This window comes from Bacillus pumilus (assembly GCF_900186955.1).
Lineage (GTDB): Bacteria > Bacillota > Bacilli > Bacillales > Bacillaceae > Bacillus > Bacillus pumilus.
In genome coordinates this window covers 1,158,976-1,183,880 of the sequence record NZ_LT906438.1, presented here as the reverse complement: position 1 = coordinate 1,183,880, position 24,905 = coordinate 1,158,976, and the positions used below count along the sequence as shown (strand labels likewise).

28 protein-coding genes, 1 pseudogene and 1 riboswitch are annotated in these 24,905 nt (G+C 41.4%); of the genes and pseudogenes, 10 read left to right on the top strand and 19 right to left on the bottom strand.

The features are described from left to right. Positions 1 to 6 precede the first annotated feature (6 nt). From CKW02_RS05875 to CKW02_RS05865, 3 genes are all read left to right on the top strand, one after another. Positions 7 to 489 (top strand): spore coat protein, encoded by a 483-nt coding sequence (locus CKW02_RS05875; RefSeq protein ID WP_003212213.1) that lies wholly within the window; start codon positions 7 to 9, stop codon positions 487 to 489. Between the two features lie 146 nt (positions 490 to 635). Continuing rightward, positions 636 to 1,127 carry a CotY/CotZ family spore coat protein gene (locus tag CKW02_RS05870; protein WP_003211658.1) on the top strand — a complete coding sequence of 164 codons (492 nt, stop codon included), beginning with the start codon at positions 636 to 638 and terminating at the stop codon, positions 1,125 to 1,127. A 202-nt stretch (positions 1,128 to 1,329) separates the two neighbouring features. After that, entirely contained in the window at positions 1,330 to 1,773 is a 444-nt protein-coding gene (locus CKW02_RS05865; protein WP_003212499.1) for a CotY/CotZ family spore coat protein, read from the top strand. A 35-nt stretch (positions 1,774 to 1,808) separates the two neighbouring features. On the opposite strand, the gene CKW02_RS05860 is transcribed toward CKW02_RS05865, so the two are convergent. The 10 genes from CKW02_RS05860 to CKW02_RS05815 form a co-directional block, all read right to left on the bottom strand. Further along, entirely contained in the window at positions 1,809 to 2,459 is a 651-nt protein-coding gene (locus CKW02_RS05860) for a CotO family spore coat protein (protein WP_003211290.1), read from the bottom strand. A 114-nt stretch (positions 2,460 to 2,573) separates the two neighbouring features. Next, on the bottom strand, positions 2,574 to 3,350 hold the full coding sequence (gene fabI, locus CKW02_RS05855; protein ID WP_003211867.1) for an enoyl-ACP reductase FabI: 777 nt from the start codon (positions 3,348 to 3,350) through the stop codon (positions 2,574 to 2,576). A 150-nt stretch (positions 3,351 to 3,500) separates the two neighbouring features. Beyond that, a complete protein-coding gene (thiD, locus tag CKW02_RS05850; RefSeq protein ID WP_003211519.1) occupies positions 3,501 to 4,307 on the bottom strand; it encodes a bifunctional hydroxymethylpyrimidine kinase/phosphomethylpyrimidine kinase in 807 nt (268 codons plus the stop codon). Between the two features lie 16 nt (positions 4,308 to 4,323). Then, positions 4,324 to 5,337 carry a thiazole biosynthesis adenylyltransferase ThiF gene (locus CKW02_RS05845; protein ID WP_003211254.1) on the bottom strand — a complete coding sequence of 338 codons (1,014 nt, stop codon included), beginning with the start codon at positions 5,335 to 5,337 and terminating at the stop codon, positions 4,324 to 4,326. Further along, complete coding sequence (locus CKW02_RS05840) at positions 5,334 to 6,101, bottom strand: thiazole synthase (RefSeq protein WP_003212218.1); 768 nt, start codon at positions 6,099 to 6,101, stop codon at positions 5,334 to 5,336. Before CKW02_RS05840 ends, CKW02_RS05845 begins: the two co-directional genes overlap by 4 nt. 4 nt (positions 6,102 to 6,105) lie before the next feature. Beyond that, positions 6,106 to 6,309 carry a sulfur carrier protein ThiS gene (thiS, locus tag CKW02_RS05835; protein ID WP_003210896.1) on the bottom strand — a complete coding sequence of 68 codons (204 nt, stop codon included), beginning with the start codon at positions 6,307 to 6,309 and terminating at the stop codon, positions 6,106 to 6,108. Beyond that, positions 6,306 to 7,418: a glycine oxidase ThiO gene (gene thiO, locus CKW02_RS05830; protein ID WP_003211712.1), complete on the bottom strand. Its 1,113-nt coding sequence runs from the start codon at positions 7,416 to 7,418 to the stop codon at positions 6,306 to 6,308. The genes thiS and thiO overlap by 4 nt, the downstream gene beginning before the upstream one ends. Next, complete coding sequence (gene tenI / locus CKW02_RS05825) at positions 7,402 to 8,019, bottom strand: thiazole tautomerase TenI (protein WP_003211366.1); 618 nt, start codon at positions 8,017 to 8,019, stop codon at positions 7,402 to 7,404. Before tenI ends, thiO begins: the two co-directional genes overlap by 17 nt. Continuing rightward, positions 7,994 to 8,704 (bottom strand): thiaminase II, encoded by a 711-nt coding sequence (gene tenA, locus CKW02_RS05820; protein WP_003211004.1) that lies wholly within the window; start codon positions 8,702 to 8,704, stop codon positions 7,994 to 7,996. The genes tenI and tenA overlap by 26 nt, the downstream gene beginning before the upstream one ends. A 78-nt stretch (positions 8,705 to 8,782) precedes the next feature. Then, a riboswitch (TPP riboswitch) is annotated at positions 8,783 to 8,892 on the bottom strand. Positions 8,893 to 8,951: 59 nt separating this feature from the next. Next, entirely contained in the window at positions 8,952 to 10,793 is a 1,842-nt protein-coding gene (locus CKW02_RS05815; RefSeq protein ID WP_003210775.1) for a monovalent cation:proton antiporter family protein, read from the bottom strand. Between the two features lie 162 nt (positions 10,794 to 10,955). Here CKW02_RS05815 and prpE point away from each other — a divergent pair, with 162 nt between their 5' ends. Continuing rightward, on the top strand, positions 10,956 to 11,699 hold the full coding sequence (prpE, locus tag CKW02_RS05810; RefSeq protein ID WP_003211819.1) for a bis(5'-nucleosyl)-tetraphosphatase PrpE: 744 nt from the start codon (positions 10,956 to 10,958) through the stop codon (positions 11,697 to 11,699). A gap of 42 nt (positions 11,700 to 11,741) precedes the next feature. On the opposite strand, the gene CKW02_RS05805 is transcribed toward prpE, so the two are convergent. The 4 genes from CKW02_RS05805 to CKW02_RS05790 form a co-directional block, all read right to left on the bottom strand. Then, the gene (locus tag CKW02_RS05805; protein ID WP_003212497.1) at positions 11,742 to 12,608 is read right to left on the bottom strand and encodes an RluA family pseudouridine synthase; all 867 of its coding nucleotides are present in this window, start codon (positions 12,606 to 12,608) and stop codon (positions 11,742 to 11,744) included. 44 nt (positions 12,609 to 12,652) lie between these two features. Next, the gene (locus tag CKW02_RS05800; RefSeq protein ID WP_003211364.1) at positions 12,653 to 13,453 is read right to left on the bottom strand and encodes an NAD kinase; all 801 of its coding nucleotides are present in this window, start codon (positions 13,451 to 13,453) and stop codon (positions 12,653 to 12,655) included. A gap of 65 nt (positions 13,454 to 13,518) precedes the next feature. Beyond that, the gene (locus CKW02_RS05795; RefSeq protein WP_003211990.1) at positions 13,519 to 14,148 is read right to left on the bottom strand and encodes a GTP diphosphokinase; all 630 of its coding nucleotides are present in this window, start codon (positions 14,146 to 14,148) and stop codon (positions 13,519 to 13,521) included. Positions 14,149 to 14,181: 33 nt separating this feature from the next. Then, positions 14,182 to 14,547: a UPF0738 family protein gene (locus CKW02_RS05790; RefSeq protein ID WP_003210805.1), complete on the bottom strand. Its 366-nt coding sequence runs from the start codon at positions 14,545 to 14,547 to the stop codon at positions 14,182 to 14,184. 236 nt (positions 14,548 to 14,783) lie between these two features. Here CKW02_RS05790 and CKW02_RS05785 point away from each other — a divergent pair, with 236 nt between their 5' ends. From CKW02_RS05785 to CKW02_RS20435, 5 genes are all read left to right on the top strand, one after another. Continuing rightward, positions 14,784 to 15,362, top strand: coding sequence for a CYTH domain-containing protein (locus CKW02_RS05785; protein WP_003212158.1), 579 nt, complete (start codon positions 14,784 to 14,786; stop codon positions 15,360 to 15,362). Positions 15,363 to 15,383: 21 nt separating this feature from the next. Continuing rightward, complete coding sequence (locus CKW02_RS05780) at positions 15,384 to 16,151, top strand: lytic transglycosylase domain-containing protein (RefSeq protein WP_003212377.1); 768 nt, start codon at positions 15,384 to 15,386, stop codon at positions 16,149 to 16,151. A 274-nt stretch (positions 16,152 to 16,425) separates the two neighbouring features. After that, the gene (locus tag CKW02_RS05775) at positions 16,426 to 16,824 is read left to right on the top strand and encodes a globin domain-containing protein (protein WP_003211417.1); all 399 of its coding nucleotides are present in this window, start codon (positions 16,426 to 16,428) and stop codon (positions 16,822 to 16,824) included. Beyond that, positions 16,821 to 17,732 (top strand): ClpXP adapter SpxH family protein, encoded by a 912-nt coding sequence (locus CKW02_RS05770; RefSeq protein ID WP_003211313.1) that lies wholly within the window; start codon positions 16,821 to 16,823, stop codon positions 17,730 to 17,732. Before CKW02_RS05775 ends, CKW02_RS05770 begins: the two co-directional genes overlap by 4 nt. A gap of 295 nt (positions 17,733 to 18,027) precedes the next feature. After that, positions 18,028 to 18,201, top strand: coding sequence for a hypothetical protein (locus CKW02_RS20435; RefSeq protein WP_003211988.1), 174 nt, complete (start codon positions 18,028 to 18,030; stop codon positions 18,199 to 18,201). Between the two features lie 100 nt (positions 18,202 to 18,301). Here the strand turns inward: CKW02_RS20435 and pepF are convergent, their stop codons facing one another. From pepF to CKW02_RS20690, 5 genes and pseudogenes are all read right to left on the bottom strand, one after another. Further along, the gene (gene pepF / locus CKW02_RS05760; protein WP_003212054.1) at positions 18,302 to 20,128 is read right to left on the bottom strand and encodes an oligoendopeptidase F; all 1,827 of its coding nucleotides are present in this window, start codon (positions 20,126 to 20,128) and stop codon (positions 18,302 to 18,304) included. Between the two features lie 214 nt (positions 20,129 to 20,342). Beyond that, a complete protein-coding gene (locus CKW02_RS05755) occupies positions 20,343 to 21,503 on the bottom strand; it encodes a competence protein CoiA family protein (protein ID WP_003211856.1) in 1,161 nt (386 codons plus the stop codon). 162 nt (positions 21,504 to 21,665) lie between these two features. Next, positions 21,666 to 23,186 carry a cardiolipin synthase gene (gene cls, locus CKW02_RS05750; protein ID WP_003212118.1) on the bottom strand — a complete coding sequence of 507 codons (1,521 nt, stop codon included), beginning with the start codon at positions 23,184 to 23,186 and terminating at the stop codon, positions 21,666 to 21,668. 85 nt (positions 23,187 to 23,271) lie between these two features. Next, the gene (gene mecA / locus CKW02_RS05745; protein ID WP_034619997.1) at positions 23,272 to 23,937 is read right to left on the bottom strand and encodes an adaptor protein MecA; all 666 of its coding nucleotides are present in this window, start codon (positions 23,935 to 23,937) and stop codon (positions 23,272 to 23,274) included. Next, positions 23,904 to 24,024, bottom strand: a pseudogene (locus CKW02_RS20690) (hypothetical protein); the annotation flags it as partial. The gene mecA and the pseudogene CKW02_RS20690, both read right to left, overlap by 34 nt. A gap of 175 nt (positions 24,025 to 24,199) precedes the next feature. On the opposite strand from CKW02_RS20690, the gene CKW02_RS05740 reads away from it, so the two are divergent. Then, the gene (locus CKW02_RS05740; protein WP_003211565.1) at positions 24,200 to 24,865 is read left to right on the top strand and encodes a TerC family protein; all 666 of its coding nucleotides are present in this window, start codon (positions 24,200 to 24,202) and stop codon (positions 24,863 to 24,865) included. Positions 24,866 to 24,905 lie beyond the last annotated feature (40 nt).

Genomic DNA, 24,905 nt, shown 5'->3' with positions numbered 1-24,905 from the left:
GAGAATATGGAATCAAAACCTTATTCATGGGTAGCACTTGATCGCAACTGTACACATCAAGAACACCACCATCACTTCGATAGAAAGCCTGTATGTCATGACCATTGTGATGATGACGAAAACGTTTTACAAATAGCGGAGCAATTTTCGCAAAATAAGCAAATTTCAGAAGAAGTCATCATTATTAGGGATTCTTGCGATATCAATGTTTCTACAGTTGATGCTCAAATCGCAGTTTCTATTCAAGTAGCGATACAGCTGGCCTTAGTTGCAATTATTAACATTTCGATTGCTGACAATGACTTAGCTGATGAAATCGCACAAGATCTAGTACAGTTAACGTCATCTAAACAAGCAAACCGTCAAAAACTTGTCATTGAAAATTCTCGAGATGTAAGTGTTACAACAGTCGATGCAGATGTAGCAGTTTCAGTTCAAGCGCTTGTACAAATTTTAGCTGCGCTAATCGTTGCAATCGGTATCCTCTAATGTCCAAAAGCAGAGCGAAAAGCTCTGCTTTTCCTTTTATAAAAATACAACAAATATAAATGGTCATTTACCCACACCAACTAGAGGGCGCATACATATGTTGTTAAGGACTAAAGTCAAATACCTTGTTAAAGGAGCTGAAATCCATGAGCTGCGGAAAACACCATGGCCGACATGATGAAAACTGTGTATGCGATGCGGTTGATAAGATTTTAGCAGAGCAGGAAGCCGTAGAAGATAAATGTCCTACGAGCTGCTACAGTAATTTATTAAGCCCAACCGTTTCTGGAAAAGATACGATTCCGTTTTTACTTTTCGATAAAAAGGGCGGATTGTTCTCTACTTTCGGAAACATTGGAGGATTTGTTGACGATTGCCAATGCTTCGAATCCATTTTCTTCCGGGTTGAAAAATTACACGACTGCTGTGCTACGTTATCTGTATTAAGACCTGTTGATGTACACGGACATACGCTAAGCGTGTGTCACCCTTGTGACCCTGACTTCTTTGGTTTAGAGAAAACGGACTTTTGTATTGAGGTTGATCTAAACTGCTTCTGCGCAATCCAATGCTTAAACCCAGAGCTTGTCGACAGAGTCATGCCATCGAAAGATAAAAAGCATCATCACCACGGCTAAATCAACCGGCCGTTGATCTAACTTGTCATGAGTCAAAGCATCCCCTTCCTTACGAATGACAGTCAATCATGCGGAGCAGTCAGCATAAGAGCTGCCGCTGCCGCATTGATTGAAAGTAGAAGTATCAGCCGGCAAAGATAGCTTGTAGATGATGACAGTGCTCAAACACTCAAACAAAATTCCTAGTATAGGAGGGTTGAATATGAGCCGCAAACATTCATGGAGCTGTGTAGCAGAGGCTGTTGAAAACATTAACGACTTACAAAATGCCGTCGAAGAAGAATGCCCGACTAGCTGTTACAGTAATCTCCTTTCTTCATCTCATTCATTAGGTGACACTGTCCCGTTTGTTCTCTTTACATCCAAATCAAAACCATTCGTCGCATTCGGAAACGTCGGAGAAGTAGATGCAGGCCCTTGCTTCAGCACTGCATTTTTCAGAGTCGAACATATCTGTGATCACTGCGCAACACTCAGCTTGCTTATCGCATTTGACAAAGACCGTCATATTTTAGATTTTACAGATAAAGATTCCGTATGTGATGTGTTCCGATTAGAAAAATCGAAGTATTGCATTGAAGTAGATCTTGACTGCTTCTGCGCAATCGAGTGCTTAAATCCACGACTCATCAACCGTAACTGCTAACAAAAAAAGTCCCTCTATGGGACTTTTTTTATTCGTTAAAAGCCAAGCGGATGAATCGAGGAAATTTCATCTATTGCTAATTCAACTGGATTTCCCCCGCCCGCTGTTCGAATGACCACTGTATCTTCTTTTCGATCCATGATAATCCCTCTATATGTTTTACCATCAGCTTCAATTAGGCAAAGGGCTCTTGGCATATTATGAGGCAGGCTTGTGAGAAAATCGACTTTTTCGTCAATGCTCATCTGACTTAAAGGCTTTTTCACTCGTTTTCTTCTAGGTTCTTCTTTTGTTTCATGAAAAACGCCTTCTGGCGGCTTCTCCTCTTCTCGCTGAGGTTTTCGTTCTTGTATAAGCTCTGGTTCTTTTGTGATGTCTTTTTTTTGAGTAAGCTCTGGTTCTTTTGTGATGTCTTCTTCTTGGGTAAGCTCTGCTTCTCTCATCATGTTTTGCTCTTGCTGACGCGCAGGCGGCTCGGCTTCTTTTTTCTTCTCGATTTCTTGAGCCACGGGTTCCTCGTGTATACTTTCTTCGATCACATCTTTTTCACTCTTAGGACTTTCTTGTGGTTTTTCTGATTTCTTTCGCTTTCTCACAATATTTTGCATGGCCGGCATTGATTCATCATAGCTCGGCTGAACAATATACATAAGTGGCTTCTGGTTCTCATCACCTTTATTTGACATACTAATCCCTCCCGAATGATTCATTCCTTATATATATGAGCGGACGCCTCAAATCAGAAGAAAAATAAAAAAACAGCATACCCTTATTCGGTATGCTGCAAATCATTTAATTGGTTAGCGAGCAATGATATGGAAGCCAGAATCAACATGCAGATTCTCACCTGTCATGCCGCGTGATAGATCACTGAATAAGAATAGAGCTGTATCGCCAACTTCTTCAGGAGTCGTTGTACGGCGAAGCGGTGCACGCTCTTCAATATCCTTCAGAATGGTATTAAAACCACTGATGCCTTTTGCAGACAGCGTACGAATTGGACCAGCAGAAATACTATTCACACGGATACCTTCTGCGCCTAAATCAGCTGCTAAGTATTTCACACTTGCTTCAAGTGCTGCTTTTGCTACACCCATTACGTTGTAGTTAGAAACCACACGCTCTCCGCCTAGGTATGTAAGCGTGACAATGCTTCCACCTTCTGTCATCAATGGACGTGCTGCTTTTGCTACAGCTGTTAAAGAGTATGCACTAATGTTGTGCGCCAAAAGGAAACCTTCACGGTTCGTGTTTAAGTATTCACCGACAAGCTCTTCCTTGTTTGCAAATGCAATCGCATGCGCAACGCCATGAATGACTTGTACTTTTTCTTTAATTGTAGCGAAACATTTTTCGATTTCTTCGTCACTTGTCACGTCACATGGAAGAATGATTGAATCATCGCGCTCAAGTGTGCTTGCAAGTTCTTTTACAGATTCAGCAAGACGATCTCCAACATAAGTAAAAATCAAACGAGCTCCAGCTTCGTGAAGTGAGCGGGCAATTCCCCAAGCGATGCTTCGTTTATTGGCAACACCCATTACCACGATATTACGGCCTTCTAAAGAAAAGTTCATATGTAATAAAGCCTCCTATTTTTTCAAGACATAGTATTAGTACCTGATCATAATATTATCACAGATCATGAGAGAATGACAATTTCCGCAGAAAGAAAGTTTCTTTTTCATCAAAAAACCGTCCTCGCAAATGAAGACGGTTCGATTCTCTCATCGTTTGAGCCGGTTTTGCTGATAAGCAAAATGGTTGGTAGGTCCGTGTCCAGCCCCAATATTCAAAGGGAACTTGATGGCTTCATGGACAAAGATTTCTGCTGTGTCAAAAGCCTCCCTCATGGAGGATCCTTTCGCAATTTCAGCTGTTAATGCCGCTGCAAACGTGCAGCCTGTGCCATGTGTATGCGGGGTATCAATGTGTTCGTTTGTGACTTCTATAAAGCCTTTTCCATCATACAATAGGTCTGTAATCTTCCCGCCAGATGGACCGTGACCGCCTTTGATCACGACATGTTTCGTACCAAGCTCATATAAACGCTCCGCTGCTAGATAGCGATCCTCTTTTGTCTGAATATGCATGCCTGTCAGTACTTCTGCTTCAGGGAGATTCGGCGTTACGGCATAGCTGACAGGCAGCAAGTGTGTTTTCAACGCTGAGACCGCATCTTCATTTAATAAAGAAGCGCCTCCTTTTGCGATCATCACTGGATCGACAATGAGCTTCATGTCATATTGAACCGTTTTATCAGCAACTATCCTGATCATGTCTGCGCTCCACAGCATTCCTGTTTTGACGGCATCTGGCAGTAAATCCTCTGCCACTGCATCAATTTGACTTTCTAACGCCTCGTTTGAAAGCGGATATACTCCGTGAACACCTAGTGTGTTTTGTGCTGTAATCGCTGTGATCGCAGACATTCCGAACACACCGAGCTCCTGAAAGGTTTTTAAATCAGCTTGAATGCCTGCTCCGCCGCCAGAATCAGAACCTGCAATTGTGAATGCTTTTTTGATCGTCATTTCATCACACCTCTCATTAGCCAATCCATTGATGATAAATGGTTCTTGCTTTTGCCATATCATTTGTGCCATGGACAAGAGCTCTGCCGTCTTTAAATAAGACAAGCTTATATTCATCCTTTTGACAGGAAAGCAAATACGGATTTTCAAGGACATCCATCCCTGCTTTCTTTAACCGAAGAGCCACTTCGTTTAATGGCGGCGGGGTTTCGGCTGCACTGCGGATTTGGACCGTATTGCGGCCGCATAGTACATCTGCTTTCGCTCTCTTGTCATAGGAGAGAAAAGGATATGTCTTCAGTCCGCAGCTTGGACATTGCTTCTTCTTTAAAGAGCTGGTTGATCGGATGTCAGACCGCTCATTGGTCCATAAATCAAAGGATCTTAAAATTGGCGTCACTTGATGACCTGTTAAACACTTCAGGGCATCTGCCACTTGATATGATGCGACCTGCTGCACAACTGGACTAATGATACCGGCTGTATCACATGTCATGCCTTGTGCGGGTAAATGTTCAAGCAGGCAGTGTAAACACGGTGTTTCCCCAGGAATGACAGTAAATTGAATACCATAGCTGGCAACGCAAGCTCCATAAAGGAATGGAATTTGATGTTTGACAGCAGCATCATTAGCGATCATTCTCACCTCAAAATTATCCGCTGCATCGACAATAATTGAAGCGCCGCTGACTAGTTCATCAATCTGTTCAGCGGTCACATCGACGACGATTCCTTTGACCTGCACGTCACTATTTATCTGTTTGAGTCTATTTTCAGCCGCCACGGCCTTTGGCAGCCGATCCTGCACATCTTGCTCTGTGTAAAGCAGCTGACGCTGAAGGTTACTCCATTCAATATAATCTCGATCCAAAATGGTGACAGATCCAACGCCAGCACGAACGAGCATTTCCGCACTAGCTGTTCCAAGCGCTCCTGCGCCAATAATGACGGCCTTTGAGTCATTTAACCGCTTTTGTCCCTCTGTGCCAATTGGCTGAAAGAGCTCTTGGCGTGAATAACGTGTGCTCAAAATGCCAGCATTCCTTCCTGCGGACTGCTTGCTGTCCCGTAGTTTTTCAAAGGAATACGTCCCGCCTCGAAGCCTAGCCTTCCTGATTCAATCGCCAGCTTCATGGCTTTTGCCATTTTCACAGGGTCCTTTGCACCTGACACAGCGGTGTTCAGTAATACAGCGTCAGCCCCTAGCTCCATCGCATAAGCCGCATCCTTTGGAGAGCCTACACCAGCATCAATAATCACCGGTACCTTTGCCTGCTCGATAATAAATGAGAGATTCAGAGGGTTTAGTAAGCCTTGCCCTGAACCAATCGGCGAAGCACCTGGCATGATGGCATGGACACCAAGCTCTTCTAATTTTCTTGCCAGTACCACATCATCAGATGTATATGGCAGCACGATAAATCCTTCTTCGAGTAGCATTTCGGATGCTTTTAACGTTTCGACTGGATCTGGCAGAAGAGACCTTGAGCAGCCAATGACTTCTACCTTGATCATGTCACACAGTCCAGAAGCCTTCGCTAATCGAGCAATACGAACTGCCTCTTCCGCTGTACTAGCACCAGCTGTATTCGGAAGCAGCGTATATTTTGATAAATCAAGCTGCTCCAAAAAGTTTGGCTGAGATGCTTCGAAAATGTTCATTCTTCTCACAGCAAAGGTTAATATTTCTGCTTCTGATACGTTCACGGCTTCTTTTTGAACTTCAAATGATGGATACTTCCCTGTACCAAGTAATAATCTAGATGTGAATGTTTTTCCGCCAATATGCAGCATGTTGTCATCCTCCTCCTACAAAGTGAACGATTTCGATCGTGTCATTAGGTTGAATTTTCACTTGTTGAAACGCTTCTTTATCAATAATTTCTTGGTTCTTTTCCACAATCACTACTCGATTTTCAAGCTGATAGTCTGATAGCAGGTCATAGATCGTTCCATTCTCTTGATCGAAATCAACGATTCTGCCATTCAATTGAATTTTCATACAAACAGTGCCTCCTTTCGGTCAATACGAAATGCGTGAAGCCATTCTTTTTTGACCGGTTCACCTAATATCAGGTCGCGAATGATCTTTCCAGTAATCGGAGCAAGTAAAATACCATTTCTGTAATGACCAGCAGCAAAAAGAATACGCCGATCTTCTGGATGTCTTCCGATGTAGGGATGCTGGTCGCTTGTCGCCGGACGAAGGCCAGCCCAGCACTGATCAATCGGCATCTCCTTGATCGAAGGCATCAGCTGTGACGCCTTTTGAATAACAGCTTCGATACCGCCAAGCGTTGGAACAGTTTGCCACTCGTTTGGCTTCATCGTTGCGCCAACGATCAGTTTGCCGCTATCTCGTTGAACGATGTAACAATGATCATGGTAAATGGTGTGTTGGAGTGCTGGACCATGATTCCATACAGACACACATTCCCCTTTTACTGGATAAAGAGAATGAGATAATCCAAGCTCTTCAAAAAAATGGCCAGACCATACACCACTTGCTACAGTTAGTTCATCACATGTGAATGTTCCCATCGTTGTTCTAATTGCTAACGCTTCTTTCTCCCGCTTCACTTCGATCACGGGTGTACACTCTTTCACTTCTGCCCCGTACCTGACCGCCGCCTGCCAAAATGCTCGGCATACCGCATAAGGTTCGACATGAACATCCTCTTTAATCAAACCTGCTCCTAGGATATTCTCTGCCATTTGAGGCATGCATTTTTTTACGCTGCCTGCGTCCATCCACTCAAATGAAGACAAATGCTGCATCCGGCAAAGTGCTTGTTTCTCCTCTTCGGTAAAGGCTACCTTCATGATACCGCCCGCTGATGTTCGAATATCAATGCCAGATTCATGCTGTAGATCGACTTTTAACTTTTCGTACAATGCCTGGCTTGCTCTGCCTACTTGAAAAAAAATATCCTCATGACCCTCTCCTTCAGCATGTGCACCAAGCATCCCAGCAGCCGCACTTGTCGTTTGCTTCCCTACCTCATTCGCCTCAAATAAGACGACCTGCTTTCCTGCTTTTGCAAGGTGATAGGCAATGGACATCCCTATGATTCCACCACCAATGATTGCCACATCATAATGCTTCTTCATAAGGATGCTCCTTTACTTGTTTAGAAAATGCTTGTGCCATCTTGCGCGGCTGATGATGAGTAAAAATTCCAGACATGACAGCAATCCCTTTCACATTCGCGTGTCTCAATTCTGGAATGCGGTCAGGTGTCACACCACCGATTGCCACGACTGGAATAGATAGTAGAGATGTCAGTTCTTTCACAAGCTGTACGCCTCTTGCCTGAAGTCCTGGTTTACAAGTGGTGTCATATACGTGCCCAAATATGACATACTCTGCTCCATTTTTCTCAGCTGCTTTCCCTTCTTCAATCGAATGAACAGAGACGCCCGCATGAAGATGAGGGAATTTTTGCCGCAGCTCTTTTGGCGAAAAGCTATGGCCCGGGAGATGTACCCGGTGAATATTGGTGAGCAGTGCAACGTCTACTCTGTCGTTGATGATGAGCTTCTCTTTCGGTACACCTTCTAAAAGGAGACCTTTCACGAGATCAACAAGCTCACTTGCTGTTTTAGACCGTTCCCGGATATGAATAAAATCCACTTCAGGTGCAATGTTTTTTATTTGTTTGATCAGCTCACCCGCAGGAAGCGAATCATTTGTCACTGCGTGGAGTTCCATTTGCACCAACCCCATCTAAGCATGCTGTTTGCCACATTTCTTTTTGATACGCCATCTCCCAGAAATGGTATTCGTAATAGCTTGAAATCACAAAATTTTCTTTCATATTGGCCCGTACATGTTCTGGTGCTTTTTCGGCTAGTTCATCAAAGCGGTTGACTTGTTCAAAGACAAGTTCCTTAAACCAATCCCCTCCATATGTCAAAATCCATTCCTGATAAATCGGATGGTCAGGTGTGGTTTGTTTCAGCTTTTCACCCACCTCATAATAAAGCCAGTAGCACGGCAATAACGCAGCTAATATCTCTTCGAATCGTCCGCTTTTCACAGATCGGTACATATGAGACGTATACGCATATGCAGTGGGAGAAGGCTTAAAGTTCTCGATGGCTTCATCTGAAATCTCTAAAAGCTCTGTAAACTTTCTATGCAGCGACAGCTCTGCTTCATACGTTCCCTGCGCATGATACGCCATTCTGCCCGTCGTATGTAAGTCCTCACTAATTGCCGCTCCATATGCTTGCACCTTTGCAAAATGAGTTAAATAATATGAATCTTGCATCACATAATACGTGAAACGATCGAGTGACAGCGTGCCATCGCCAATCCCTTTCACAAAGGGGTGTGTAAAGCTTCCATTCCACCATGGTGCTGCTGCTTCTTTACATTCAGTTGAAAATGTCATGTTTCTCTCCTCCTGTTTTTCCATATAAAAAAGCCACTTTCCGTATGGAAAGTGGCTTGGAATTTGTAAAAAGCATAATCAAAAACCGCACCACTTCCCTACGCAGGTATGAACCTGTTCAGGTAATGAGGGTCTAAAAGTCGATACTTTTATCTCAGCCCTTTTAAAGGACTCCCCTAGTGGATCAAATATATGATGTTGTACTTCTATCTTAATCAGGAATTGTTCATTGGTCAAGGGTTCATTCTCACTCTAATTGGGCTCTAAGTCCTGCTACATACTCACGAGAGCCCGACACAAGCACACGGTCACCACTTCTAAGCGTCGTATCTCCATGTGGTACTAAGCTGTCTATCCCTCTGAAAATACGGACAAAGACCAAATCGCCGGTAAACGGAAATTCCCTCAGCATGACATTGTGGTAGCGATGATTGTTCATTTGAATTTGATACAAGGAAGTATCCTCATTTGTTAATAATCGAATCGCATCCGGTGCTTCAATCAAGGCTCTTAGCACCGTTTTAGATGATAGGAAATTAGAAAACGTATCAATGCCCGCTTCCTTCAATGTTAGCTCTGCCTCAGCTTTGCTCACACTCGCAATGACTTGTTTTGCTCCTTCTTCCTTTGCAAATAAAGCAATTTCCTTATTTTTCGTCTCACTGCCTGTTGCGACGACGAGGACATCCTCCTGGCCAACGCCTGCCTTTCGCAGCGTCTCATCGTCGTACTCTTCAATTGATTCGACTTCAAAGATGGTGTCGGCGAGCATCGCTTCTTTATTTTCTTGAAAGACATGCAAAATTCGAATATCATATTCATCCTGATGTAAATCGAGTGTGACAGGTAAGGTCAGCTGATTTGCACCAATAAAGGTCACACGTTTTTTATGGCTCACAGCTTGTTCTTTTTTAAACAGTGCTTTAAACCAAACTGGCGTTAAAATACTCGTGAGTATCGCGACTAAAATTAGCGCGCCGGACATTTTATGATCAATGACTCCGAGCCGCTCCCCGATCGTCGCAGCTGCAATGACGAGTGATAATGTCGATGTTAATAAAAAGCCAGAGCCGATCACTTTTTTCATGTCATACCATTTTTTCAAATAAAGAATCGGGATGAGTTTACTAATCAGTAATGCAATAAATAGCAGCGGGATCATGATCATAATGTTTGGGTCCTTGAACAGTGCCCATATATTCAAATCCACTCCGACCATCACAAAGAAGATGGGGATCAAAAATCCGTAGCCAAATGAATCCAGCTGCTGGACAAGCTCTTTATTCGGCGAAAGAAGGGACACAAGTACGCCCGCTAAAAACGCCCCAAGAATATTTTCAGCACCGAGTGATTCAGATAAAGCAACTAAGACTATAATGAGAGTAAAGATCGCCCTTGTCCCAATTTGCACGGTCCCTTTTGACATGGACTGAAAAATTGACTTTGTCTTAAATACGCGGCCAAATAAATAAAGAAGGATGCCCGCAGCAAATAATAAGAGCAGAAGCCACATATTCCCTGTACCATCGCCATAAATGGAGGAAAATACAGCAAGTAAAATCATCGTCACCAAATCCGCAATGACAGCGACAAGCAAGATGATTTGACCGATATTCGTCTGCATCAATTTTTCCTCTTTTAAGGTGGGAACCACTACCCCTAATGAGATCGTCGATATAATGAGCGTCATTAAAAAGGCATTTTGGATAAACCCTGCAAGGACAAACGCATAGGACAGAATAAAAGAAATACTAAATACGCCAAGAAAAACAATAGTGGCTGCTTTAAACGTATTCGGTTCTTTTAGACCATTTGGTAGTTCTCGTGCTTTCTTCTTTGACTCGAAAGAAGAAAAATCTATTTCAAGTCCACTTAAAAACATCAGAAAAATAAAACCGAGCATGGATAACGTATCTAACCATGCATCATGTTCAACTACCAGTTGAAGACCGCTTTTTCCAATGATGAGCCCCATGATGATTTCAGCAACAACGACCGGAATGGTCAGCTTAAATCGGTGCAATAAAAGTGGGGTGAAAAAGGCGACAATAATAACGACAACGAGTGATGAAACAGATGTATGCTCCATTGGCTAAAGCCTCCTAACATTGATGTTTAATCTTTTAAGGTTTACGTTAAAGCATTGATTCTAACAATTGCCTAAATGAAAAGAAAGCCATTCGTTATATGTTCTAAAATTCAAACTTCTTTAACCCCGATGAATGGATGAGAAAAATCAGGAGGAAATCTTATGAAATTTGATATCATTGGTGATATCCACGGCTGCTACGAAGAGCTGCTTGCCCTCATACACAAACTAGGATACGAATTCAAACATGGATTACCCGTCCATCCTGATAAGAGAACGCTAGCACTTGTCGGTGATTTAACAGATCGAGGACCTCAGTCAGTAGATGTCATGCGATTTGTCATTCATGCCTACGCACACGGCGCGATCCGCTACGTACCTGGCAACCATTGCTTTAAGCTTTATCGCTATTTAAAAGGAAATCCGGTGAAATTACTTCATGGCATTGAAACCACAGTGAACGAAATAAAAAAGCTGCCCCTTCATGAACAAACCAAATTGTCACATGAATTTAAGCAGCTATTTGAGAAGGCTCCGCTTTACGATGTACTTATTCCTGATGAACTGATGATTGCTCACGCAGCGATGAAGGAAAAGGACATTGGAAGAAAGCCGAACAAACAGATGCGATCCTATCTATTATTTGGCGCAGTCACAGGAGAAACGTGGCCGGATGGGCGACCTGTGCGGAAGGATTGGGCAAAGGAATATCGCGGAAAACCATGGATTGTCTACGGACATACACCAGTGAAAGAACCGCGATTCGTTGGCAGAACTGTCAACATTGATACAGGCTGTGTATTTGGCCACCGGCTGTCTGCCCTTAAATATCCTGAGCTTGAAACGGTTTCTGTTCCTTCCTCTATGCCTTATGACGATTCAAGGTTTCAGCATTTCACATCATAAAAAAACCCGGTCCTGCGCTTGCAGGTAGCCGGGTTTCTCTATTTAAAGCAGCAATGATTTCATGTCTTCAGGGAGCGGAGCCGAGAATGTCATTTCCTCCCCAGTCATCGGATGAGGAAAAACAAGAGTCTCACTATGCAGTGCCTGCCGGTTCATTCGCTCATTCGTTCCGCCATATAACGTATCTCCGATGAGCGGGTAACCAAGATACTGCATATGAACACGAATTTGATGGGTTCTCCCCGTTTCAAGTGTTAGCCTCACATCTGACATGTTCAACTCAGCGTCCACCGCTCGCACTGTAAAATGCGTCACAGCTTCCTGTCCAGTCTCATTGACCATTCGCTCAATGATACTATCCCCTTTTCGGGCAATTTTTGCACGAATGGTTCCATGCTTTTCTCTGATCATGCCATGTGTAAACGCCCTGTATGTTCGTTTGACCGCTCCACTTTTCTGCGCTTTTGATAAAAGACTGTGGGCAAAGCGATGCTTGGCGACAAGCATGACGCCTGATGTATCACGATCAAGGCGGTTCACTAAATGAACCGTCAGCCGAACAGACTGCTCTGCATAATGATGCAGCAATCCATTCGCAATACTGTGCTCTGGGTGCTCCCGAGAAGGAATGGACGGGATATATGGCTTTTTATTCAGCACAAGGACGTGATCATCCTCAAATAAAATATCAAGCGGAATCGGAGCAGGCTTTAGCCCTTCACTCACTTTTTCTTCTGGGAATAAAATGGTAAGCCTGTCTCCGTTATGCAGCTTGTATCTCACAGTCACATGCTCCCCATTAATGAGAAGATCACCGCCATCAAATTTAATATCTGTCAGCATTCTTTTCGAAATACCAAGATCTATTAAATAATCCTTTAAAAGCTGCCCTTCTTCTTTGGCTGTCATGGTTTTGTTTAGTGTAAAGTATTCCAGCGAGAACGACCTCTTTCTTATTCACCTTTTCCGATAAAGGAATCTTGCACCCTTTTCCAAAACGGAAATGGTCTAAATCGGGCAAAGCGGACATTCTCGTCTGCTACCCGGCATTGAATGGATTTGACGTCCTTATGAAGCAGCGTCAAATGATCAATGGTTACCTGAAAATCGACATCATTCCTCGGTTTAATGACACAAGTATGGTGGTCTGGTAAAATAAGCGGCGAACCGACCGTTCGAAACACTCTGTTGTTGATTGAAGCCATTTCTGCCAGCTGAATGGCTCTAATGGAAGGATGAATAATGGCGCCCCCAAGTGCTTTATTATAGGCTGTACTGCCAGACGGCGTAGACAGACAAAGACCGTCACCTCTGAATGTTTCAAACAGCTGACCCCTAATTTCAACATCTGCCACAAGTGTCCCTTCCATACTTTTAATCGTACATTCATTCATGGCTAAATATTTCTCTTCTCTGCCGCCATCGTTGTATCTGACAATGACTTCTAAGATCGGATATTCCACAATGTGATAAGGGGTTTTCGCAATAGCTAAAACGAGTTTTTCAATTTCACTTGGCACCCAGTCAGCATAAAAACCAAGATGACCTGTATGAACACCGACAAAAGCTGTTTCATTCAGACGGTCGCTATAACGGTGAAACGCATAAAGAAGGGTGCCGTCTCCACCAACCGTAATGACAAGATCGGGTTCCTCTTCATTGAGTTCCATCCCGAAATCCAATAAGTAGGTCTGAATTTTACTTTTGAGTGTGTCAGATACAGAATTCCCTTTCGAAGAAACTGCAAATTTCATGAATTCTTCTCCTTTTCCACCTTGCTGCTATGAGAGGGCAGCATCATATTTGATCAAGCACAGGCTCAGCTATCGTTTTTCTTTTTCCGGGAAAATGCCACTTGTGCTTCTTGAATTTCCCCTCTAATTTCAGACATCTCATCATCAAGAAGAGATGCTGCCTCGGAAGCTCTTTGAAGGCGCAGCTTGACTTTCTCCGGGATATTCCCGCTATATTTATAATTCAGAGAATGCTCAATGGTCGCCCAAAAATTCATCGCAAGTGTACGAATTTGGATTTCGACGAGGAGCTGCTTCTCTCCATTAATCGTTTGCAGCGGATATAACACAACAAGGTGGTACGAACGGTATCCGCTTTCTTTATGCTCTGCAATATAGTCGCGTTTATCAACAACCACGAAGTCTTTTCGTGACTGGAGCATTTTTTTCACGACTTGTATGTCTTCTACAAACTGGCACATAATGCGAAGCCCAGCAATATCCTGCATCGTTTCGATTTCATGCATTGGGATGTTTTTACGCTTTGCCTTTTCTAATATGCTGGCAACAGGTTTCACTCGGCCTGTAACAAATTCTACTGGTGAATGGTCATCCTCGAATTCATACAGCTTTCGAATGCCTTTTAGTTTCACTTTTAATTCTTCGACTGCTTGTTTATACGGTGCGAGGAATTGATCCCATTGTTTTTTGTCCATGAAACTTCCCCCAATTCCATATACCTAATTATTTCAGAGGAATGTGCTCTTCACTTTCTCTTCCATATCTCCGTAATTGGCATTGTCTTTAATATTGTCGATTAAATAATGTAATTCTTGATGAAGCTGAATGAGTTCTAACGAATGTCCTCCCGCTGTCAAATAGACAGGGATGTCAAGATTCATTGCTTCTTTTAATGGAGTCCATGTATGTTTCCCTAAGATAAGATATGAAAAGGACTCCTCGTTTTCAAGTATGTAAACGAACGCAAAGTGATCAGAATCAACAAGCATTTGTCCTGATGCTTTTGCTTTTTGGATTTGCTCTTCTGACTTGGTCGTCAAAATCAGCCTGTCTTCTTTTAAAGTTGCTTCTGCGATTTCAATTCGGTTTTGCATCATGATCTCCTTTACAACAAAGTACAGCTTTATTTTATCATATCAAGTTCAATATTGATAAACCGAACTTATTGAGAAAAACCTATTTTCTTCTTATAAATGATCCTTTCACGTAATTATTCATTGATTTTGGCACATGCGGAAAGAGAAATAATAGATAAAAACAGTCTTTTACATGATGAACATACTTCATGTACAATAATCATATTTCCTCTAAATGAAAGGTTGATGTCAAAATGGCACAGGAAATTGAAATAGAACTAAAGCAATTGTTAATGAAAGAAGAATTTGAACAGTTGAAACAACATTTTCAATTGAAGGATTCGGATTTTCACACGCAAACCAACCATTACTTTGATACACCTCAATTTGATATAAAATCTCAATTCGCTGCATTAAGAATGAGAGAAAGAAACGGTCAGTGGGTTCTCACGTTAAAGGAACCACACGAAATAGGCTTGCTCGAAACCCACCAAACGATCGCTCCTCCTTCAAGCCTTGACGATTTTCAGCTACCAAAAGGTGAAGTGGCTGACAGGCTAGATCATTTGAACATTCAAAAGGATCAAATTGTGTATTTTGGTTCACTTGAAACGTCAAGAGCTGAAAAAATGATCAAAGAAGGCTTAATTGTTTTGGATCACAGCCGATATTTAACAGTAGAGGACTATGAACTTGAATTTGAAGTGAGCGACCTGGAAATCGGACAAGCCGCATTCTCCGCATTGCTCCAACAATTCCAAATCCCTGTACGAAACACGAAAAACAAAGTCGTACGTTTTTATGAAGAGAAAATGAAAACACAGAATAGATGAATTCCTTGAAGGAGGAACATGATGAACGTCAATCAACTTCAATCCTTTATGCAGCTCCAAGCGCTTAAAACGTTACAATCAGACCCTGGACAAACGCAAATGCCGGGCGGCCAAGAATCGAATGCTCAAGCTTCATTTCAGTCGCTGCTGCAAGATTTTTTAGGCGGATCAGAATTATCACGTCTGCCGCTTTCAATTTCTGCATTTATGGGAACGGACCCATCAACGGCTCCGAACACGCAATACGCGCGTACAAACCCATACTTATCTGCTATCGCTGGCGGTGAGCAGCTTCAAGCTCAACCTTCATATGCGAATGACGCTCAATTGAATACAGCAAATGGTATTGGGAATGTCTTAAACAACAGCTACACGCCGCCGCTTCAAAAGGCTGTTTCAAGCGGCTCATCATCAAAGGAAATTAATCAAATTGTGTCACAAATGGCTCAAAAACATGGTGTTCCAGAAAAGCTAATTCATGCGGTCATTAAGCAAGAATCTGGCTATCGTACGAATGCGGTCAGCCATGCAGGCGCGCTTGGCCTTATGCAGCTTATGCCATCTACAGCTAAATCACTTGGCGTGAATAATGCCTTTGATGCGGCTCAGAACATCGAAGGCGGCACGAAGTATATCAAACAAATGCTTCAGAAATATAATGGAAATGTATCACTCGCCTTAGCTGCTTATAATGCAGGCTCAGGAAATGTTGATAAATACGGCGGCATTCCACCATTTAAAGAAACACAAAATTATGTAAAGAAAATCACAGCACAATATTTCGCTTAAACCGAAGAGAATAACCTCTTCGGTTTTTTGTATGTCGCTTTTCACCCTTTTTTGACTGAATGTGTTATGATATGGTCAATTGATCACGGAACCCGACTCTCCCCTTATTTCCAATAGACCAAAGCGGTTTGTTTGTGGAATTGAGATGAGGTTGTTAAAATAAGTACAAGAATAGAAACATTAAAATAGAAAAAACTGAATATCACTTTTGAAATAAATGAATTCACAATAGGGCGCTTCATCCTATTAACTACGAGTAAAAGGAGTAGTCAACATGGTACAATCGTTTAACGCACCTTACGAAGCGGTTGGAGAGGAACTTCTATCGCAACTTGTTGATACTTTTTATGAAAATGTAAAGTGTCATCCTTTGCTTCATCCTATTTTCCCGGATGACTTAAAAGAAACAGCAAGAAAACAAAAACAGTTTTTAACGCAATATTTAGGCGGACCCTCGCTTTATACAGAGGAGCATGGCCACCCTATGCTACGGGCGAGACATCTCCCTTTTCCGATTACTGAGGAGCGGGCTGACGCATGGCTTGAATGCATGGAGGATGCGATGGATCAAGTAGGATTAACCGGCGATATTCGTGACTTTTTATTTGAGCGACTTTCTTTAACGGCTCGTCATATGGTCAATCAAACACCTGAAAAGGATGGACGATCTTGAGCTGCAATACGCACGATCAATATTTCTCACACTGTCACGGACATCCTCAAAAGCCGATTGAAATCTATGTATTCATTGACCCTCTAAGTCCAGACTGCTGGTTATTAGAGCCATCCATTAAAAAATTAAAAATGAAGTACGGTCGTTTTTTCACTTTACGAACGGTGACAAGCTCTAGTATTAATGCATTGAATCGAAAACGAAAGAAGCATTTACTGACCGAAGCATGGGGGAAATTTGCGACCAAAACTCAGACCAAAAAAGAACAAATGCTGTCTGAACAAATTGTGACTTCACCGTATCTCGCCTCGCTTGCATTAAAAGCGGCTGAACTTCAAGGCAGAAAATGCGGAATGAAATTTCTGCGTCTCATTCAAGAATCACTTTTTTGCCATCAGCAAGATGTAACAAGTGAACATGTACTGCTAAAAAATGCAAAAAGCGCTGGACTAGACATCGAGGAATTCCAGCGCGATATTCATTCTCAAAGTGCTGTCAAAGCACTAAAATGTGATATGAAAATTGCCGCTGAAATGGACGTGTCTGAGCTTCCGACCTTTGCCTTTTTTAATACAGTAAACGGAGATGAAGGATTAAAAATTTCAGGTGCGTACTCTTATGATGTATACGAGGAAATCCTTTTTGAAATGATTGGTGAAAAACCAACCCCTTCAGAACGGCCTCCAATTGAATGGTTTATTGCTTACTTTCAATTTGCATCTGCTAAAGAGATTGCGGTTGTTTATGACCTGACACTTGATGAAGTTGAACGAGAAATGAAAAAGCTGGCTTTCGCTAAAAAAGTCGAACGTGTACAAGTGCATCAAGAAATGTTTTGGCGCTATAAAGAAGATGATCATCATTCAGATCTTAATGTCTATCGCTGTGAGAATGAACATGGGTGCTGACCCATGTTTTTTCTTTACCTCAAAAGGAACATTTGTTCTTTTTTAAACCACGAAGAAACCGCGCCGGGATAAGCGCGGTTTCACTATGTCTTAACGACAACAAAGGGGATGGGAGAAATTTTTCACGGTCAAACAAAGGGGTAATGTTTGTATGTGATTAATTTCACATCTTTAGTATATCAAATTTTGTCGACTTATGACAACAGATATACTATATGTTCATATTTTTGTCACAAAACATAAGAGGGTTGTCACTTTCATATAGTGAAAGTAACGAAAAAATGGAGGGATCTGCATGCGCAGCACAACCATTGGACTTGTTTCCATTGGCTTATGTTTCTTTTTAAACATATTAGGCTTAATGAAAATGCTTCCTCTTTATCTCACATCGCCACTCTTATTTGCTACAATACTTTTTACACTTTATCGAATGAACCACCGGAAGACCTTTAAAGGATTTAAAGGTTGATGATAATGAACGGCCTCTACATGTGAAGAGGTCTTTTTTGTGAAAAAAACTCCTGTCAAAAGATGAGTTTGCACTCACACGTCTGACAGAAGCCTTTTCATTACTCACCCGTTTTAGAGATGAGCTCTTCCATTTCTTTTAATTTTTCTTCGAACAATTGACATGCTGCTTCGATTGGTTCTTTGGAAGCCATATCAACACCTGCTTTTTTCAGCACATTAATTGGGTAATCAGAGCTTCCTGCTTTAAGGAAGTCTGTGTAGCGCTCCACCGCAGGTTTTCCTTCTTCTAAGATTTGCTTGCTTAATGCCTGTGCAGCACTATAGCCTGTTGCATATTGATAGACATAATAGTTGTAGTAGAAGTGAGGGATTCTCGTCCATTCTAATCCGATTTCTTTATCCACAACCATGCCGTCTCCAAAATACTTCTTATTCAGGTCGTAATAAAGGTTCGTCATGAATTCTGGCGTTAAAGCCTCTCCTTCTTGTGCTTTCACATGAATGAGATGCTCAAACTCAGCAAACATCGTCTGTCTGAATACCGTTCCTCTAAATCCTTCTAACAAGTGATTCAGCACATACAAACGCTGCTTTTTATCATCTAGATGATTCAACAAATATTCGCCAAGTAACGCCTCGTTTGTCGTGGAAGCTACTTCAGCTACAAAGATGCTGTAGTTTCCATACGGATATGGCTGGTGTTTTCTTGTATAGTAGCTGTGGACAGAGTGCCCAAATTCATGAGCCAGTGTAAATAAATTATCAATATTATTTTGCCAGTTCATGAGGATATATGGATTTGTGCCATAGCTTCCAGATGAATACGCACCGCTACGTTTCCCTTTATTTTCATAAACGTCTACCCAGCGATTATTGAGCCCCTCTTTTAACACAGAGACATATTCTTCTCCTAATGGTGCTAACCCTTTTAGCATATAATCCTTTGCTTCATCGTAGGTTAGCTTCATTCCAGCATCTTTTACAAGTGGCGTATACAAGTCATAATTGTGCACTTCATCAAGCTTTAACACCTTTTTACGCAATTCAATATAGCGGTGTAGTAACGGTAAATATTGATGAACGGTATCAATTAGATTGTCATATACTTCTTCTGGAATACTGTTTCGAGATAGTGCTGATTCTCTTGCCGATTTATAATTTCGAACTTTTGCATAAAAATTATCCTTTTTAATCGAGCCACTTAGTGTCGAAGCAAGCGTGTTTTTATACTGATCGTACGTTTTATACACAGCTTTAAAGGCATTCTTTCTCACTTCACGGTCATCACTATTTAAAAATGTAATAAAGTTGCCGTGGGTAATTTTCTTTTCTTCCCCATCTTCATCCTTTACAGAAGGGAACGAAATATCAGCATTGTTAAACATACTAAAAGTAGTAGATGAAGTTGAGAGAGGTTCAGATGCCTCAGCTAATAAGGCCTCTTGCTCCTCACTTAGAATATGCGGACGTTCTTTATTAATTTCTTCAAGAGCATGAGAATACAGTTTTAATTCTTCTTTTTCCAAGATAAACTGCTGCAATTTATCTTCTTGAATCGACAAAATCTCTGGAACAATATAAGCAGAGGTACTAGAAATCTGTGTAAATAAATTCGATGCTTTATCATTCAGCGCTTGAAATGATGAGTTTGTTGTATCCTCATCGTATTTCATGTGCGCATATGTATAAAGCTTACCAAGCTTTTCAGAAAGCTGATCCTGAAAGGTTAGGGCTTCATACAGTACATCAGCAGAATGAGCGAGCTTGCCTTTAAATTGGGCGAGCTTAGGAATTTCTTTTTTGACCGCTTCAAATTCCTTATTCCATGCATCGACGCTTTCAAAAATATCTTCAAGTCGCCATTTGTTTTCTTCTTTTACTTCGCTTCTGTCCGGTAAATGGTTGTTATTGCTTTGTGAAGTCATATGAATCCCCCTTGCATAAGTTGTGTTGAACCAACCTTTCGGAAAGTGAAAGAAATTGGTGTTGTATTTATCTTCTTTGTTTTGAACTATATTTGTCAAATCATATGCAGAAATAAATACCAAACAGACTAAAAAAATGAGAAAAAAGCGTTTCTTTCTATTCAATCGCAGCACCACCTTTTTCTTATCATGATCAAAGTGGACATGAAACATGCTAATGAAATAAGAAAGCATCTCGTTTGAACGCTTCATCTACTGTTTGTATCGGCATTTGTTTTGACGCTACTTCATAATTACCCTCTTTCGTCATGCGCAAAAACCCTTGTCTGACAAGCGCATGAACATATGATGTGATGACCTCTTTTATTTCTTCTATTGAAACATCGCCATAACGAAGCTTTACTTCTTTCATCTCGATAGCCCGCTTGATTTCTTTCATCAGCAGTTGAATCGTCACTGGACTGCTTCCTTTTTTTCTTATCATCCAATCATATAGACACCCCTGCCAGACGTAAACGGGACTTGTGAAGATATACGCTTCTTTCAGCGGGATAAATAATTCAGTTGGCAGAAAAGGAAAAACTGTTTGATGATGCTCATAAAAAATGTCCCTTAACCGTTTGCTTTCATTTGATAAAATGCGAGGAGGCCGCTGCCTAAATTGCTGTATACATTTTAGCCATTGTTTGTAGACTTGACGCTTGCTTGAGGGCGGCGATAGAATATCCGAAAGTTTGCAGTATGCTGTTGGCGATCTGACAGTCATAGCGGCACATATTTTTGTTGGTTGAAATACAAGGAATTGAGCAAGATGGATGAATCGATTCTGTAGCGGACAATAAAAAATCAGACTTCCTTTCTGTGATTCCCTTAGCATTCCCCAATGAATGGAGGAGAAGGAAAAGAGCTGGGCAGATATTCGCTTTAAACGATTTGCTCCTATGATCCATATAGGGAAGTGCCCTGCTTGACGGAGTCCTGCTGTCCTTTTACGGAGCTCTTGCCGTGAAATATTTGAACATTGATATTCGATTGCATAGCTTGTTCCTCCAATAGAGACGGCCACGTCAGGACGCTGATGAACCTTTGACACATACTTTTCAAGCACCGGTTTATGCCCAAGCCGCTGAAGCCAATTCATCATGGCTTCTTTTCCCGCCTGATGATAAGCCGTTTCGCCTGAGGCTAGTGGACATGCAGTGAGCTGTTTATGTGCAAAATGATAGACACGTTGTTCACCAAGCTTTAATTGCACTTCTTCCCTGCATTCAGGGCAGTAAAATTTGCACGTCGTCCTGACATGCTCCAACCTGTTTTTAGATAAGTGATGTGTAATTCGAATAAGTTTTCCATTATCCATGATCGCTGTATTCATTCAGCTCGCCCCTTAGTCTTTGTTGACCGTATTATAGCTTTTTCATCTATAAGAGAGCGAATAGGTAAAATGAACTTTTGTTGTGTGAAAATATAATTTTACTGTTGTTTTCCTGAGGAAAATGAAAAAACCCCCTCATAAAAAAGGGGGAAAATACAATCTTTATAGTAATGGCGATAATAATCTTGCTGTTGATTCAAAGAGCCTTACCCTTAACGGTCTCTTTGCAAATTCTTCTGGGACAATCTCGTGCGACTGCTCTAAATCACCTAAGAAGTCGTTCACGAGCTTCTCAGTGCTTTTCGTTTTATAGAGGAAGGCATTCACTTCAAAATTCAAATGAAAGCTTCTCATATCCATGTTGGCCGTTCCTATCGAAGCCAGCTCACTATCCACAATGATAAATTTACTATGCATAAAGCCTTGATCATATTCATACACCTTTGCCCCTGCTTCTAAAAGCTCCGGGAAGTATGAACGGGACGCATGGAAGACGATCCGTTTATCTGGATTCTTCGGTGCAATAATCCGTACGTCTACTCCGCTTAATGCAGCAATTTTCAGTGCAGACAAAATATCATCATCTGGCACAAAATATGGTGAAGCGATCCAAATAGACTTTTTGGCAGAGATAATCATGGAGAAAAAGAGATTTTTAATGACCTCCCACTGTTTATCAGGTCCGCCAGCGATCATTTGTACGCCTTGTGTTGTGCTTTCAAGGTGGCTGAAATCTTTAAAGTAGTCCACACCTGCGCATCTTTCATTCGTCATATAGTACCAATCCTGCATGAAAATCTGCTGCAGGTCACGAACAGCTTCACCCTTAATCATCAAATGGGTGTCACGCCAAAATCCATATTGTCTGCTTCTACCCATATATTCGTCTCCAATGTTCAGCCCGCCAACAAATCCAACTTCTCCATCAATCACGACAATTTTTCGGTGATTTCGGAAATTGATTTTATTATTTAACAGAGGCAGCCTCACTGGTAAAAATGGAACGATCTGAACGCCAGCCTTTTCGAGGTCAGCAATATATTGACGAGAGAGCTTTAAACTCCCTACATCGTCATATAAAAAGCGGACAATCACGCCATTTTTCGCTTTATCAATGAGAATATCTTTTAATTCTTGTCCAAGGTCATCGTGGCGGAGAATATAATATTCTAAATGAATGTGATGTGTCGCCTTTTTGATTTCTTCAAAAATATGAGAGAATGTTTCTTCTCCATTCGTCAGGACTTTAGAGGACGTGCGATACGTAATAGGGGTATGTCCAAGTCTGTGGGCCAGCTTAAATAAGAGCTGCTGATGATCACCCATATGCGTCATTTTCTCAATCGCTTCTCTATGAATATGTTCATCTTCCTGGATTAACTGTTCGTCCAGGATGGCTTTCTTTTCAAACAACCGGCGCTTTTTGATATTGCGTCCAAAGAAAATATAGAACAAAAAGCCGAATAACGGAAAGCTGCCAAGCAGGACAAGCCACGTTATCGTTTGAGATGGATTCCGGTTCTCCAAGAATATGACAAACCCGATGAAGATAATCGATAAAGTGAATAGAACACTGACAGAACTTAATACACTTACCGCTAAATCACCGGCAATTAATTGAATGACTAAATAAGCACCTATCGTAATGATAAGAAAAAATAGAACTTTGACTAAATTTCTCATTTCATTTTCTCCTTGCCGATCTCTTTATTTACCTATTCATTCAGATAAAAAAGCCGATTCCTCTATAGAAATCGACTTTTGTTGGTTACGAGAAGTGCTGTTGAATCGTTTCAAGGGCATTACCTTCGATAATCAGCTGACCATATTCTTTCAGTCTGTAAATGCTGACCACTGATTCATGAGCATATTCAAGCAAAATGCTGAGCTTATTCTCCACTTGCTCATCTGACAAATCCTCGTGGAAGTCAACATATAGATAATAACGGTTTTCAAACGAATATAAACTTGTGGTAAAATCCTGCATATTTAATTGAGAAAGTGCAATCAAATCTTCAAAGTCATCCATTTTCAACACAAATTGAAGTTGAAGTTTTTTGTCCTTCTCATTATCGTCTTCTTGATCCTGCTCTTCTTTTTGAAAATCATCAAGCAGTGCGTCTAGACTTTCTTCATCTGTTTGATCTTTTTTATCTTCTGGAATCGGCAATTCGAGCTTTTGTCCATCTTTAGAAAGTTGGGCTTTCGTCACGACAATTTCAAGACCTTTGTCAAGTGCCTGCACTTGAATCCAAAGCGGTCCCTCAACTGCAAATTCTTCTTCTTCGTGCACTTCGTCCATTACTTCCCAAAACAGCTCTTCACTGCGTTCACGATTATACCAAATCTCTTCACGGTCAAATCCGCGGTCTTCAATATCACCGTAGGAAATATAAAATTTCACTGTATGTTCATTAATTCTTTCAATTTCCATTTTGCCAACCTTCCCTTCTATATAAGATGTTGAAGGGACATACAAGCTCCCAATTAATAGTACTTTACTACACTTTACCCGTTCCGTCTACATGTTAACCTTTTAAAGAATTGAGGTATTGCTTCGTACTGTCTATTTTATGATAAAACATGAATAAAAGAAATAAAAACGCATTTTTTGCAGAGAAAACTTACAGAAACATATATTTGAATTGTCTTCATATATTGGTTGTACGAGCTCTATTAGACATGAGGTGAAATGGATGGAAACAGAGTGGATCATATCCTTACTGATGATTATTGGCATCGATCTAATTTTAGGCGGAGATAATGCGTTGATCATTGCGATGGCTAGCCGTAGCTTGTCAAATGACAAACGCAATAAAGCCATATGGATCGGCACACTTTTGGCAGTGCTGATGAGAATAACAATGACAGGTGCCGCAGTTTATTTATTGACCATCCCTTATTTGCAATTTATCGGCGGACTTTTTCTCCTTTATATAGGATACAATTTGTTAATTGAACAAAAGAAAGAATCGATTCGCATTAAAAGCAGCGGCTCCCTTTGGCGTGCGGTTCAGACCATTGTGATTGCCGACCTCTTTATGTCACTTGATAATGTGATTGCAGTTGCAGGAGCGGCGAAAGGCAACATGCTGCTGACCGCTTTTGGCCTGATGATTTCAGTACCGATTATTATTTGGGGAAGTAAGCTGATTCATGCCGCTTTCACCAAATTTCCGTATCTATTATACGGAGGAAGTGCTCTTTTGGCTTTTACTGGCGGTGAAATGATTGTTCGTGATGTGAAATTGAATGAATTTATGGCTCAGCATGCGACTCTTGAATTGATGCTTCCGTTTTTAACAGTCGTCATGGTCATTTTAGCCAGCCTGTTTTACGAACAAACGGCTGAAAACAAATAAAAAAAGCTGCCAAATGATCGGCAGCTTTTCGTTTTTTCTA

Coding starts and splice junctions, on each gene's coding strand:
- CKW02_RS05875 (WP_003212213.1), top strand. CDS start 7: ATGGAATCAAAACCTTATTCATGGGTAGCACTTGATCGCAACTGTACA.
- CKW02_RS05870 (WP_003211658.1), top strand. CDS start 636: ATGAGCTGCGGAAAACACCATGGCCGACATGATGAAAACTGTGTATGC.
- CKW02_RS05865 (WP_003212499.1), top strand. CDS start 1,330: ATGAGCCGCAAACATTCATGGAGCTGTGTAGCAGAGGCTGTTGAAAAC.
- CKW02_RS05860 (WP_003211290.1), bottom strand. CDS start 2,459: ATGTCAAATAAAGGTGATGAGAACCAGAAGCCACTTATGTATATTGTT.
- fabI (WP_003211867.1), bottom strand. CDS start 3,350: ATGAACTTTTCTTTAGAAGGCCGTAATATCGTGGTAATGGGTGTTGCC.
- thiD (WP_003211519.1), bottom strand. CDS start 4,307: ATGACGATCAAAAAAGCATTCACAATTGCAGGTTCTGATTCTGGCGGC.
- CKW02_RS05840 (WP_003212218.1), bottom strand. CDS start 6,101: ATGCTGCATATTGGCGGAAAAACATTCACATCTAGATTATTACTTGGT.
- thiS (WP_003210896.1), bottom strand. CDS start 6,309: ATGAAAATTCAATTGAATGGCAGAATCGTTGATTTCGATCAAGAGAAT.
- thiO (WP_003211712.1), bottom strand. CDS start 7,418: ATGAAGAAGCATTATGATGTGGCAATCATTGGTGGTGGAATCATAGGG.
- tenI (WP_003211366.1), bottom strand. CDS start 8,019: ATGGAACTCCACGCAGTGACAAATGATTCGCTTCCTGCGGGTGAGCTG.
- tenA (WP_003211004.1), bottom strand. CDS start 8,704: ATGACATTTTCAACTGAATGTAAAGAAGCAGCAGCACCATGGTGGAAT.
- CKW02_RS05815 (WP_003210775.1), bottom strand. CDS start 10,793: ATGGAGCATACATCTGTTTCATCACTCGTTGTCGTTATTATTGTCGCC.
- prpE (WP_003211819.1), top strand. CDS start 10,956: ATGAAATTTGATATCATTGGTGATATCCACGGCTGCTACGAAGAGCTG.
- CKW02_RS05805 (WP_003212497.1), bottom strand. CDS start 12,608: ATGACAGCCAAAGAAGAAGGGCAGCTTTTAAAGGATTATTTAATAGAT.
- CKW02_RS05800 (WP_003211364.1), bottom strand. CDS start 13,453: ATGAAATTTGCAGTTTCTTCGAAAGGGAATTCTGTATCTGACACACTC.
- CKW02_RS05795 (WP_003211990.1), bottom strand. CDS start 14,148: ATGGACAAAAAACAATGGGATCAATTCCTCGCACCGTATAAACAAGCA.
- CKW02_RS05790 (WP_003210805.1), bottom strand. CDS start 14,547: ATGCAAAACCGAATTGAAATCGCAGAAGCAACTTTAAAAGAAGACAGG.
- CKW02_RS05785 (WP_003212158.1), top strand. CDS start 14,784: ATGGCACAGGAAATTGAAATAGAACTAAAGCAATTGTTAATGAAAGAA.
- CKW02_RS05780 (WP_003212377.1), top strand. CDS start 15,384: ATGAACGTCAATCAACTTCAATCCTTTATGCAGCTCCAAGCGCTTAAA.
- CKW02_RS05775 (WP_003211417.1), top strand. CDS start 16,426: ATGGTACAATCGTTTAACGCACCTTACGAAGCGGTTGGAGAGGAACTT.
- CKW02_RS20435 (WP_003211988.1), top strand. CDS start 18,028: ATGCGCAGCACAACCATTGGACTTGTTTCCATTGGCTTATGTTTCTTT.
- pepF (WP_003212054.1), bottom strand. CDS start 20,128: ATGACTTCACAAAGCAATAACAACCATTTACCGGACAGAAGCGAAGTA.
- CKW02_RS05755 (WP_003211856.1), bottom strand. CDS start 21,503: ATGAATACAGCGATCATGGATAATGGAAAACTTATTCGAATTACACAT.
- cls (WP_003212118.1), bottom strand. CDS start 23,186: ATGAGAAATTTAGTCAAAGTTCTATTTTTTCTTATCATTACGATAGGT.
- mecA (WP_034619997.1), bottom strand. CDS start 23,937: ATGGAAATTGAAAGAATTAATGAACATACAGTGAAATTTTATATTTCC.
- CKW02_RS05740 (WP_003211565.1), top strand. CDS start 24,200: ATGGAAACAGAGTGGATCATATCCTTACTGATGATTATTGGCATCGAT.